The 12489-nt window shown below is 67.4% G+C and carries 11 protein-coding genes; 3 read left to right on the forward strand and 8 right to left on the reverse strand.

Translation table 11 applies throughout. The features are described 5' to 3' along the window. Positions 1–1457: DUF3556 domain-containing protein (locus tag NBRGI_RS05220; protein WP_029893102.1), on the reverse strand; the 1457-nt coding region annotated here is incomplete at its 3' end. A gap of 166 nt (positions 1458–1623) precedes the next feature. Then, entirely contained in the window at positions 1624–2043 is a 420-nt protein-coding gene (locus tag NBRGI_RS05225) for a pyridoxamine 5'-phosphate oxidase family protein (protein ID WP_029893103.1), read from the reverse strand. A gap of 302 nt (positions 2044–2345) precedes the next feature. Between NBRGI_RS05225 and NBRGI_RS05230 the strand changes: the two genes are divergently transcribed. Continuing rightward, entirely contained in the window at positions 2346–2864 is a 519-nt protein-coding gene (locus NBRGI_RS05230) for a lytic polysaccharide monooxygenase auxiliary activity family 9 protein (protein WP_029893104.1), read from the forward strand. 4 nt (positions 2865–2868) lie between these two features. On the opposite strand, the gene NBRGI_RS05235 is transcribed toward NBRGI_RS05230, so the two are convergent. The 6 genes from NBRGI_RS05235 to NBRGI_RS05260 are packed head-to-tail and all read right to left on the reverse strand — an operon-like array spanning position 2869 to position 9657. Beyond that, entirely contained in the window at positions 2869–3924 is a 1056-nt protein-coding gene (locus NBRGI_RS05235; RefSeq protein ID WP_051727518.1) for an N-acetylglucosamine kinase, read from the reverse strand. A 44-nt stretch (positions 3925–3968) separates the two neighbouring features. Next, entirely contained in the window at positions 3969–5258 is a 1290-nt protein-coding gene (locus tag NBRGI_RS05240; protein WP_200882125.1) for a 6-phospho-beta-glucosidase, read from the reverse strand. Further along, positions 5258–6148, reverse strand: coding sequence for a carbohydrate ABC transporter permease (locus tag NBRGI_RS05245; protein WP_029893107.1), 891 nt, complete (start codon positions 6146–6148; stop codon positions 5258–5260). Before NBRGI_RS05245 ends, NBRGI_RS05240 begins: the two co-directional genes overlap by 1 nt. A 3-nt stretch (positions 6149–6151) precedes the next feature. After that, positions 6152–7108, reverse strand: a complete 957-nt coding sequence (locus tag NBRGI_RS05250; RefSeq protein ID WP_029893108.1) for a carbohydrate ABC transporter permease — start codon at positions 7106–7108, stop codon at positions 6152–6154. A gap of 7 nt (positions 7109–7115) precedes the next feature. Then, positions 7116–8450, reverse strand: a complete 1335-nt coding sequence (locus NBRGI_RS05255) for an extracellular solute-binding protein (RefSeq protein WP_029893109.1) — start codon at positions 8448–8450, stop codon at positions 7116–7118. Between the two features lie 22 nt (positions 8451–8472). Continuing rightward, positions 8473–9657 (reverse strand): ROK family transcriptional regulator, encoded by a 1185-nt coding sequence (locus NBRGI_RS05260; RefSeq protein ID WP_036557581.1) that lies wholly within the window; start codon positions 9655–9657, stop codon positions 8473–8475. A 226-nt stretch (positions 9658–9883) separates the two neighbouring features. Here NBRGI_RS05260 and NBRGI_RS05265 point away from each other — a divergent pair, with 226 nt between their 5' ends. Together NBRGI_RS05265 and NBRGI_RS05270 are read left to right on the forward strand one after the other, a co-directional pair. Then, positions 9884–11293, forward strand: coding sequence for a metallophosphoesterase (locus tag NBRGI_RS05265; protein WP_029893111.1), 1410 nt, complete (start codon positions 9884–9886; stop codon positions 11291–11293). A 97-nt stretch (positions 11294–11390) separates the two neighbouring features. Next, a complete protein-coding gene (locus NBRGI_RS05270) occupies positions 11391–12473 on the forward strand; it encodes an ADP-ribosylglycohydrolase family protein (protein WP_235210859.1) in 1083 nt (360 codons plus the stop codon). Positions 12474–12489: the final 16 nt, after the last annotated feature.

Consider the following 12489-nt stretch of genomic DNA (forward strand, 5'->3'; position numbering starts at 1 on the left):
CAGATGCGTTCGCCGTCGGTGAGGACGTAGTCGTCCTCGTGTCCCGCGGGCATCGCCCGGTGCACCAGCGTGAACAGCGCGCGTCCGTGGGTGTTCATGGCGCGGAAGGCATATCCCATGTACATCGGGACCTCCGCGCGGTCCTTTCCGTAGAACCGTTCCAGTTGAGCCTGCGGCATGCTGGCGATCGCGACGACGTGCCGGCTGATCTTCGCCGCCGCGGACGGCTTGACGCACCACATCGTGGTATCCCAGTTGCCCGCGTAGTACCGCATGCCGGGCAGGAAGGAAATCTTGCGCGGGAACAGATTTCCGGCGACGACGATGCCCGCGGTCACCACGAACAGCACGGCCACCGGCACCGGCTGGGTGAGCGCGGCCAGGCCGAGATCGGCGTGCGCCACGAACAGCACCAGCACCCCGAAGATCATGAAGACGTTCCACTCCAGCGGCACTCCCATCGGCACTGCCGTCAGGATGGCCAGGTGGAAGCCGATCATGAGGATCGCGGCCACCACCGTCACCGGACCGCCGTGCGAAAAGAACAGCACGACCGGCACACCCATCTCGACGACGGTGCCGCCGTGCGCGAACAGCCGGGAGAGGCGGCCGGGCCGCAGATCGTCAGGGAAGTTCTCGAAGAACCTGCGTTTGAGCGATTTGCGCCGGAACACCGGGCTGTTCGACATCATCGTGGACACCACGAACGGGAAGTGCTTGTTCAGCTTCGAGGTCGCGGCGCCCATCCAGATCACCACGAAAACCACCTTCGCGGCGACGATCGGATCGGCGGCCGTGAAGAGGAAGGTGACCGTCAGTGTCCCGTACACCTCGCCGCGGGCCGCCAGGAATATCACCTTGTCGCGCAACCCGATTGCGACGAGCAGTCCGAGGATCACCGCGATCTCCCATCCGGGCAGCAACCCGACGGAGGTGCTCAACTCCGGCACCGGTCCGGTGCCGTCGGAGCACAGCGCGACCGAAACCGCCACCAGCAGTGCCGCATACAGCGCGATGTCGATGATCGTGCGATCGGTGCCCTTGGTCAACGGCACCTTGCCGGGCCAGGGTGGCAGCCGAATCGTCTTGGGCCGCAACCAATACAGGATCGAGCCGAGGGGCGGGAAGAACCTGTTGTTCAGCGGCCCGAACCCGCAACCGAGCCCGACCACCTCGAACAAGAGGGTGTAGAGCACCACCTTCTGGAAGACGATCGGCTCCGACCACCAGTCGCCCACTGCGGTGAATCCGTCGATGCCCGCGGTGGTCAGCACGACCAGCCAGCCGCCGAGGATGTAGAGGAAAATCTTGCCGACGTAGAAAAGATGCAGTGCGACCGGAGTGCCGAAACCCACTTCGGCCCAATGCCGGGCCATCGGCCGAATCCGTTCGCCGCGTGTGCCTTTACGCCATTCCGGCAGATCGACCACTGGCAGGTCGGGCTCGAGAAAACCCATCAGCACGCTCCGCTCGACAACGCCGGGGCCCACCGGATCAGGACCTCGCGGTCCCTGGATACGTTGGCAGTTGCGACATTTGCTGTCAATCAACTGCCCGGACATGCGCACACACCGGGACAGTTGATTGACATAGCGACGGCTCATGTGGTGGCCGCGGGATTCGCTACTCCTTGGAGTAGTCCGTGCTCAGCCACTTCTCCGGGCGCAGGCTGACCAGCAGCGAGGATTCGGAGAGGTACTGCTCGGCGAAGGCCTTGCCCTCGTCGGGGCCGAGATAGCGCACGGCGATGGCCAGCACGTCGTCCGCGGTGGCGCGCTCGATGCTGGTCACCGTGCCCTCCACGGTGACGTACCGGTACGGCGGCTGCTCCACCTGCGCGGTCAGCGAGAACCGCCCCGCGGCCCGGATCAGGCGCTCCTTCACCGAGCCGTTGTCGGTCCAGATCTTCACCTCGCCGCCCGGCTCGTACCCGTACCAGATCGGCACCGCCAGCGGCGCGCGATCGGCGCGTTCGATCGCGATCACCCCCACGTGCAACTCGGCCAGGAACTTCTCGCGTTCATCGCTGGTCATCTTCGCCATCGGGGATCCTTTCGGTCGGTGGACTTCCCTACGACGAACCTTGCGACATCGCGATCTATTCCGGGCGCCGGAAGATCGAAATTCGCTATTGCATAATGAGCAATGAAACGAAAATGATCTTCGGCGGAAACGCGGCGAATACCGTTCGGCTCGAGTCTATTTCGTTATTCGGGGTCCCCAGTTGTCTCCCCACTCCTGTGCACTCGACCAATTATATGACGGCGCTTTAAGGTTCGAATACCTACCGCATCGAGCCGAATATTCGGCCGACTATTGCCCATTCCGGGCACAGGGAGTCACCCATGTTCAACAGAAGAATGCTGTCCATCGTCACGGCGGCAGGTCTGGCACCGTTCGTCGTCGCCGTGCTGCCCGCAGGGCCCGCCAACGCGCACGGCTATATTTCCTCCCCGGCCAGCCGGCAGGCGCAGTGCGCGCAGAACCAATTGCCCTGCGGCCCCATCAAATGGGAGCCGCAGAGCGTCGAGGGCCCCAAGGGGCAGCGCAATTGCAGCGCCGGCGACCGGCGCTGGGCCGACCTCGACGACGACAGCAAGCCGTGGAAGGTCCACCAGGTCGGCAGCACGGTGACCTTCACCTGGACCTTCACCGCCCGGCACCGGACCACGAACTACGAGTACTGGATCGGGAACACCAAGGTCGCCGACATCAGCGGCAACAATCGGCCGCCGGGTGCGACCGAAACGCACACCGTGAATCTCGGCAGTTTCACCGGTAAGCAGAAGCTGCGCAGCGTATGGAATATCGCCGATACTCCGAACGCTTTCTACTCCTGCGTCGATCTGCAGATCGGCCGGTAACGGCTCAGGCCAACTGACCCATCTCGCTGGCGAACCCGGACCGGCCCTCCGGCGGCTCCTGCGCAGCCGGATACGCAGCGCGGAGCCGCCGCTGCGCCGCCGGGCTCGCCGCGAGATGGTCCAGCCCGAGCAGCGCCGCGCCGAGAACCGGTGGGGCGACCACGATTCGAGGTTCCGCCAGCGGTGCGGCGGCGGCCAGCCGAGCCCGGACGTTGTCGATCAACAACGGCTGCCGCGCGGCCAGCACACCGCCGCCGAGCACCACGGGGGTCGGCTCGTCGAGCAGTTCGAGCTTGCGCAGGGCGACGAGCGCGAGGCGGGTGATCTCGTCGGCTTGCCGATCGATCAGCCGCAGCGCGGTCGGATCCCCCGCTTCTGCGGTGGTGAACAGCACCCGGACCAACTCGTGCAGCCGGTGTTCGGCCAACTGGCCGAGGTGGATCGCCTCGGCGACCGCGTTGGCCCCGGTCATCCCGAAGTACGCGCCGATGGCGGCGGACAGCGCCGTCGGCTCGCCCCGGCCGTCCTCGGCCCGCGCGGCGTACCACATTGCGGCGGCGGCCATTCCGCCACCGCCACCCCAGTCTCCGGTGAGCACGCCGAGCGCCGGGAAGCGCGCCGTCCGGCCGTCCGGACGCAGTCCGGCACAATTGATTCCGGCGCCGCAGACCACCGCGACGCCGCACGGGCCGTCGGTACCGGCCCGCAGCAGGCCGAAGGTGTCGTTGGCGACGCCCACCGAGAGCCCCCACGGCCTGCCCGCGATGGCGGCGTGGAAGCGCCGCTCCTCGATCGGCAGATCGACATTGGCCATGCAGGCGCTCACCCGAGTGGTGAGCACCCGCGCGCGGGAGAGCCCGGCCTGTTCGGCCACCGCGTCGACCAGCGGGGTGAGCCCCGCGATCGCCTGCTCGGCCCCGTCCCGATAGGGCTGATAGCCGCCGCCGCGTGCTGCGGCGAGGACCGTTCCGTCGAGCGCGACCAGGGCGACGTCGGTCTTGCTGTTGCCCGCGTCGATCGCGAGGACGCCCGGAACCTGCTCGTTCTGTGGGAGTTTCATCAAACGCTTCCCCCGCCAGCAGTGCACGGTGTTGGTCGGCATGGTCACGCCCAGCTCAGGTGCGCGCGGTTGTGCGCGATCAGCCGGTCGGTGAGCTGCTCGGCCAGTTCGAACTGGCCGACCAGCGGATGGGCCAGCAGTGCGTCGAAGACGAGTTCGCGCCCGCCTTCGACGGCGGCCCGCAACGCCAGTTGTTCGTACGCGGTGACGTGCGCGATCAGTCCGCCGAAGCGCGGGTCGAGCGGCGGCTGCGGCAATGGACGCACGCCCGCCGCGTCCACCCGCGCGGGCACCTCGATCACCGCGTCGTCGGGCAGCGACGGCAGAGTGCCGCTGTTGCGGGTGTTGACCACCTGCACGCCCGCGCCCGCGCCGGTACCCAGCAGCGCGGCGATCAGCTGCACCGCCGCCTCGGAATAGAAAGCGCCACCGCGTTTTCCGAGCAGTTCGGGTTTGGTGTCCAATGTCGGGTCGCCGTACATGGTGAGCAACTGCCGTTCCAGCTCGGCCACCTCGGCGGCCCGGGAACCCTTCGCACGCAACTCCTCGACGACCGTGTCGTGCTGATAGAAGTACCGCAGGTAGTACGACGGAACGACGCCGAGGTGCCGCAGCAGCTCGACCGGCAGCCGGGTATCGGCCGCGATCTCGGCGCCGAAATCGGCGAGCAGCTTGGGTAGCGCCTCGTAACCTGTTGCCGCGTCGGGACCGTCGAGCACGGTGACGCCGCGCTCCCAGGTGAGGTGATTGAGACCGACGTGGTCGAGCCGGACCAGCTCCGGCTCGACGCCCAAGTGCCGGGCGAACTTTCGCTGGAAATCGATGGCCACGTTGCACAGGCCGACCGCCTTGTGCCCGGCGGTCTGCAACGCCCGGGTGACGATCCCGACCGGGTTGGTGAAATCGATGATCCAGGCGTCCGGGTTGGCCCGGCGAATCTGTTCGGCGAGTTCGAGTACCACCGGGACCGTGCGCAGCGCCTTGGCCAGACCGCCCGCGCCGGTGGTTTCCTGTCCGACACAACCGCATTCGAGCGGCCAGGTCTCGTCGTCGTTGCGCGCGGCCTGTCCGCCCACGCGCAACTGCACCAGCACGGCATCGGCGCCGTCGGCGCCTGCCGCGACCGACGATGCGGTGGATACCCGGACCGGATTGCCCTGCTTCTCGAACATCCGGCGGGCCAGGCCGGCGATCAACGCCAGCCGTTGCGCCGCCGGGTCGATCAGCACTATCTCGTCGATCGGCAGGGTGTCGCGCAGTCGCGCGAACCCGTCGATCAGCTCGGGTGTGTAGGTGGAACCGCCGCCGACGACGGCCAATTTCAGTGCGGGCATCAGCCTTTCACCCCTGTCAGTGTCACGCCTTCGATGAAAGCCTTCTGCGCGAAGAAGAAGATGATGATCACCGGCGCCATCACCAGTACGGTGGCGGCCATGGTGAGATTCCAATTGGTGTGGTGTGCGGCCTTGAAGGACTCCAGTCCATAGCTGAGAGTCCACGCGCCGGGGTTCTCGCTGGCATAGATCTGCGGACCGAAATAGTCGTTCCAGCAATAGAAGAACTGGAACAGCGTGACCGCCGCGATGGCGGGTCGCGCCATCGGCAGCACGATACGCAACAGAATGCGTAGTTCGCCGCAGCCGTCGATGCGCGCGGCCTCGAGATAGTCGTCGGGAATGGTCAGCAGGAACTGGCGCAGCAGGAATATCGAGAACGCCTCGCCGAAGGCCAGCGGAATGATCAGCGGCCACAGCGAGCCGGTGAGATGAAACTGCTTGGACCACACCAGATACATCGGGATGACGGTGACCTGCGGGGGCAGCATCATCATCGAGACGACCGCCATCAACGCCAGATTGCGGCCGCGGAACCGGAATTTCGCGAGCGCGTAGGCCGCCGGAATGCTCGACAGCAGGGTCAGCGCGGTGCCCGCCCCGGCGTACAGCAGCGTATTGCGCCACCAGCCGAGGAAGCCGGGCGTCTGCCACACCTCGACGTAGTTGCGCCACTGCCATTGCGCGGGCCACAGCTCCGAGGTGAGGGCCTGCCGATCCGTCATCACCGAGGTGAGGAAGACGAACACGAACGGCAGGATGAACAGCAGCGCGACGGCGATCGCGAGCGAGTGCAGCGCCACCCAGTTCAAGACGCCTTTGCGCCGTGCGCCCCTGGTCTCGATCGGATCGGCGCGCACGGGCGCCGGCAGCGTCGTGGTCATGGTCATCGCTCAGTCCTCCTGCAGGAAGCCGGATCTGCGCCGCAGCAGCAGCGAGGTGAAGGCCATCGACAGGCCGAACAGGATCACCGCGACCACACACGCCGAGCCGATATCGAAGCGCTGGAACCCCAGGTTGTAGACCATCTGCGGCAGCGTCCAGGTGGAGCCGTGCGGGTAGCCGGGCTCGAACGGCTCACCCGCACTGCCGATCTTGCCGCTGGCCACCTTCCCGGCGACGATCGCCTGGGTGTAGTACTGCATGGTCTGGATCACCCCGGTCACCACCGCGAACAGGATGATCGGCGTGATGTTGGGCAGGGTGACGTACCGGAATCGGTGCCACGGCCCCGCGCCGTCCAGTTCCGCCGCCTCGTACTGCTCGCGGGAGACGTCGAGCAGCGCGGCGGTGAAGATGACCATCAGATCGCCGATGCCCCACAGCGCGAGCATGGTCAACGCGGGCTTGGACCAGGTGGGATCGGTGAACCAACCCGGTTGCGGCAGGCCGATACTGCCGAGCAGGTGGTTGACCGGTCCGGTGCCGGGGTTGAGCAGAAACGCGAACGCCATCGTCGCGGCCACCGGCGGCGCCAGATACGGCAGGTAGAGCACCGTCCGCAGCAGCCCCGCTCCGGTCTTGAGCTTGGTGACCAGCAGGCCGATCCCGAGCCCGAAAACGACGCGCAGCGAGACCATCACCACGATCAGCCACAGCGTGTTGCCGAGCCCCTTCCAGAAGTACGGGTACTTGTCCAGGACGTAGTTCCAGTTCTTCAGGCCCGCGAAGGTCGGCGCGGCGAAGCCGTCGTACCGCATGAACGAGAAGTAGACCGTGGACAGCAGCGGGTAGGCGAAGAAGCAGCAGAAGCCGATCAACGCGGGGGACAGGAACGCGAGGGTGCGGACAGTGTCCCTGCGGCGCTTGCGTTTCAGCGCCGCGGGGACGGTCCGTTGCCGGAGTGCCATCGCCCGGTCACTTCGCCTGGTCGATCGCCTCGTCGATCTCCTTCGCGGTGGCGGTCAAGCCCGCGCGCAGGTCGGGCTGTTTGCCCGCCTCGTACTCGTAACCGAAGTTGCGCAGCGAAAGCTGGTACGCGCCACCGTTGATGCTCGACGGGGTGGTGGACGAATGCGGGTGTTTCGCGATATCGAGGAAGGTCTGGAAGTTGGCGTCGACCTTCAGCCGGGGCGAGCTGAGCGCGGCAAGGGTACTGGGCACGTTGTGGATGGCGTTGGCGAAGTCGACCACCGCGTCCGTGTCCGTGGTCAGGAACTTGACCAATTGCCATGCGGCGGATTGCTTTCGGCTGGAATTGGCGACGCCGATGATGGTGCCGGTCTGATAGCCGCGCCCGTAGGTGGCGGCTTGATCGTCGGGGACCGGGAACGGCGCGGTGGCCCACTCGAAACTCACCGGGTCGACGGCGAGCGAGGCGGTACGCCACTCGCCGTCGAAGGACATCGCCACCTGACCGGTGTGGAAGGGGTTGTTGGCGCTGAACTCGTCACCGAACCCGGTGCGGTACTTCTCCAGCTTGTCGAAGCCGCCGAGCGCCGCGATCATCCGCTTCTGCCACTCGAACATCGCGGCCACCCTGGGATCGGTGGCGATATTGGACTTGCCGTCGGGGCCGAAATAGTCCGCGCCGTACTGGCCCAGGTAGTGCATCACCGAGGTCTCGTAGCCGTGATAGTTCGGCATGAAGCCGAGCTGCCGGAAGGTATCTCCTTCGGGGATGGTCAATTTCACGGCGGCGGCCTCGAACTCGCTGAATGTCTTGGGCGGTGCGGTGATCCCGGCGGCGGCGAACGCGGTCTTGTTGTAGAACAGGCCGTAGGTGTCGCCGAGCAGCGGCAGCGCGCACTGATTGCCCTGGAACCGGGTGTATTCCAGCATCGTCGCCGGGAAGGTGGCCGCGGGGTCGATGCCGTCCTTGCGCAAGAACGGCGTGAGGTCGGCCCACACCTTCGCCGAACAGAACTTTCCGACCTGGTCGGTGGTGAAGGAGGACACCACATCCGGCGCCTCCGGGCCGCCCGCCCGCAGCGCCTGTTCGCTCTTGTCGTCGGCGATGTTGCCGACCACCTTCACGTCGATGTTGGGGTGCAGTTTCTCGAACGCGGCGACGTTGGCCTCGATGGCCTGCACCTCGTTGTCCTGGCTCCAGCCGTGCCAGAAGGTGATGCTCACATCCTTGCCCTCGGCCGAACCATCGTCCCCGCCACCGGAATCGGTGCCGGTGCAGGCGCTGACCAACAGGGCGACGGTGGTGCATGCGGTGAGCGCTGCGAGTGTTGTTCTGCGCATGTGACGGTACTCCTGGCGTCGATCAATGAGTCGAGAAGACGGCGTCTCTCGTAGTGGCCAAGGCGCGCTGGAGCGCTCCGTGCAGCACCGGCGAGCCCGGCACGGTGCTGGCGCGCACCTCGGTGCGCGGCATGGTGAGTTCGTCGAGTGCGTCCTGTACGAGTGCGCGCAACCGTTCGCCGCCCGCGCTCGGCATCGCACCGGCCAGGATCAGGACCTCGGGGTCGACGACCGAGACGATGCTGGCGAGACCGAGTGCGAGCCGGTCGGCGAGCTCGCGCAAGAAGGCGTCGCCGGCGTCCGGTGTCTCCAGCGCCTCGGCTACGACCAGTGCGGCGGTCGGCGCCGTGAGTCCGTGTCGGCGGGCGAGCGCCAGGACTCCGGGCGCCCCGGCGAGTTTCTGGAATCCGCCCGAGTTCTTCCGGCGGACATCGTGCACCACCGGTGCGCCGGGCAGCGGCATGTAGCCGACTTCGCCTGCGCCGCTGTGGAAACCGCGATGCAGCCGACCGGCGATCACGATCGCCGCGCCGACGCCCTCGCCGGTCCAGAGCAGCGCGAAATCCTCGCACCCCTGGGCCGCGCCGTGGGCCTGTTCGGCCATGGCCGCGAGATTCACGTCGTTCTCGATCGAGACCGTCGTGCCGATCGCGGCTTCCAGTTCGGCGACGAGCCTGGGGGAGTGCCAGCCCGGCAGGTGGGTGGCGTAGCGCAGCTTGCCGGTGGCGGGGTCGAGCGCGCCGCCGATCCCGATCACCACCTCGCGCACCGCGCCCGCGGCGAGTCCGGCCAGTCCGATCGTCTCGGCAACGGCCTCGGCCACCTTGGTGAGCGTCTGCGCGGCCTGCCAGCCCTTGGTGCTGACCTCGTGCTCGGCCAGGGTGGCGCCGGTGATGTCGGCGACCGCCAGGCGGATCGACGTGTTGGTGACGTCGACCCCCGCCACATATCCTGCGGCCGGATTCACTTGGTAGAGCTGTGCGTTCGGGCCCGGACCCCCTGCCGCGGTACCCACCGGCACGACCAGTCCCGCGGCCTCCAGGCGGCCGAGCAACTGGGACGCTGTCGGCTTGGACAACCCGGTCAGCGTGCCGATCTGGGTGCGTGAGAGCGGGCCGTTGTCGAGCAGCAACTCCAGGGCGGCGCGGTCGTTGATCGCGCGCAGCAGGCTCGGCGTCCCCGCGAGTGGGTGTCGAGGATAGGTCACGCGATACACCCCATTCCGGATCAGGCGGCGACGCCCGGATAAACTATTAGGAAAGTTTCCAATTGATGTGAGCTAGGACACTAAACCAGGCTCGACCGCATGTCAATCGCTGTGCGTGTCGAATGGCCAAGTACTGGAGGCTGACTCGTCAACTGCGCAGTCCGGGACGTTCAACTCGCGGTTATACCGTTCGGCTGTAACCGGTGCACAGCGGACGGAGATCCCCATGCTCGACCCGCGACTTCGGACCGCCTGGCTGGCGAATGTGGCGGTCGGCGCGGCCACGGTGTCCGCGCGGACCCCGATCTATCTGCGGCCCGCCGCCCGGCGCACGGATTCGATACGCACGCATCGAGATTCGATCATCGCGTCGGACCTGGAGGTGGTGACGGTCACCGCAGACTCGGTGATCCTCACCTGGACCACGCGGACGCGCGACGGCGCCGGTCGGCTGCGCCCCGTCCCCGCCGATACCGAGGTGCGCCTGGCCCCGGTCGACGGGCGCGCCGCGGCGCGCACCCACTTTCTGGACCCGACGCCGACTCCTTATCACTACGCCGAGGTGACCGGGCTGGAGCCGGGGCGCGGCTACCGCTTCGAGGCGTACTCGAACGGCCACCGCGCCGGGCCGGCTCGGACGCTGGTGACCCGCCGATCCGGAACCCCGGAATCCACCGGTGTTTTCACGACCGCGCCACCGCCCCCGGGGCGGCTGCTGCGCACCCTCGCGCTGGCCAACGACGTGCACTACGGCGAGCAGGTCAGCGGTCTCGTGCTCAGCGGGTTGCCCACCGGCCTGCGCCACGACACCGGCCGCTATCCGGAGGTCATGCTCGATGCTCTGCTCGACGACGTGCGCAGGTCCGACCGTGCGGCCGACCACCTGATCCTGGCTGGTGACCTCACCGACAGCGGCACTCTCGACCAGTCGCGGGGAGTCCGGGCCCGATTGGATTCCTGGGGTGTGCTCGGTTCGGACTACTTCGTCTGCCGGGGCAACCACGACAAGCCGCAGGAGCAGCGCGGGGTACGAACCGATCACTGGGGCACCGTGTTTCACGCCCGTCAGCAGCTGGTCGAGTATCGGCTGGACGGCCTGCGCCTGATCGGGCTGGACACCACCCGGTTGCGCGGGTCCGGTGGCACCATCGCCGCTCCGCAACTCGATCGGCTTCGCGACATCCTGTCCGCCGACCCGGACTGCCCCACCGTGATTTTCGGCCACCACCCGGTGACTTCGCATGCGGCGGTGAGCAATCCGGGCGGCCCGGGATTCGTGCTCGACCGTACCGATGCGGGTGCGCTGCAGGCCGTCTACCGTGCCGCACCCGGAGTGTTCCTGCAGCACAGCGGCCACACGCATCGCAACCGGGTGAACCGCCCGGATGCCGGGACCGGCGTCGAATTCCTCGAAGTCGCTGCGGTGAAGGAGTATCCGGGCGGGTACATGCTGCTGCGCCTCTACACGGGCGGTTACACGCTGAACTTCTACAAGACCCGCTCGGCCGCCGCCCGCAGCTGGAGCACCCGTACCCGTCGGCAATATTTCGGGCTGCATCCCGACCACGCCCTCGGCAGCTGTGCCGACCGCAACCACGGCGCCCGTCGCGACTTCTCCGGGGTGGACCCGCGCTGACCGGCGGATTCGCCGAGCCCGGCACACGGTGAAACACCACTGGGTATGATCCGTCGAACAGTGGTGGCGGGCATGTTCATCCGGATCGGGAGGGACTGTGGTGGGGGATTACGCGACGATCTTCGATCGGGTGCGCGGCTCGTTACTGGGCGGCGCCGTCGGTGACGCGCTCGGCTGGCCCATCGAATTCCTGCGGCTCGAACAGATCCGTGCACAGCACGGCCCCGACGGCGTGACCGGATTCCTGCCCGCGTATGTCCAGGACGAGGCGCAGCAGATCACCGACGACACCCAGATGACGTTGTTCACCGCGGAGGGACTGCTGCGCGCGACGCCGGGTGTGGACGCGTTGCCCGCGCTGCGCCGGTCCTACCTGCGCTGGTTGCAGACGCAGCGACAGGAGGAGCCGACGGCGCAGCCCGACGGCTGGCTGGCGAGCCTGCCGTTCCTGTACGCGGTGCGTGCACCGGGGAACGCGTGCATGTCCGGGCTGGGCAAGCAGGCCCGCGGGTACATCGCGCCGAGTCCGCTGGGTGAGCCCGGCCCGGTGAATCCCGAGTCGAAGGGGTGCGGCACGGTGATGCGCTCCGCGCCGTTCGGCCTGGCCGGAATGGGTTCCGAGCGTGCGTTTTCGCTCGCCGCCCAGGCGGCACAGCTGACCCACGGCCATCCCACCGGCTACTTCGCCGCGGGTGCGTTCGCGGCGCTGGTCGATCGGGTGGTGAGCGGTATCGAATTGCCGATCGCCCTGCAGCAGACCATCGCTCAGTTGGCCGAGTTCCCGGCGGCCACCGAAACCGTTGGCGCCCTGGAACGCGCCATCGAGGCGGCCGAAACTCCGGCCACCGCCGAACAACTCGAAACCGTGGGCGCGGGCTGGATCGCGGAGGAATGTCTGGCGATCGCGGTCTACTGCGCGCTGCATGCGGCCAAGACGGGCGATCCGCGTGCGGCACTGCTGCTCTCGGTCAACCACTCCGGCGACTCCGACTCCACCGGCGCGGTCGCGGGCAATCTGATCGGCGCTGTGCACGGGTTGTCGCGGCTGCCGATGGATCTGGTCGCCGCGGTCGAGGGGCGCGACGTGCTGATCCAGGTCGCCGACGATCTCGTGATGAACTACGGCCTGGGCGACCGAGCCGCGGTTGCCATCCGATACCCGGTCGACGAAGGTCTCTGAGGTTCCACCACGCCGC

It is taken from the genome of Nocardia brasiliensis IFM 10847, from assembly GCF_000710915.1.
GTDB classification, from domain to species: Bacteria; Actinomycetota; Actinomycetes; order Mycobacteriales; family Mycobacteriaceae; genus Nocardia; species Nocardia brasiliensis_A.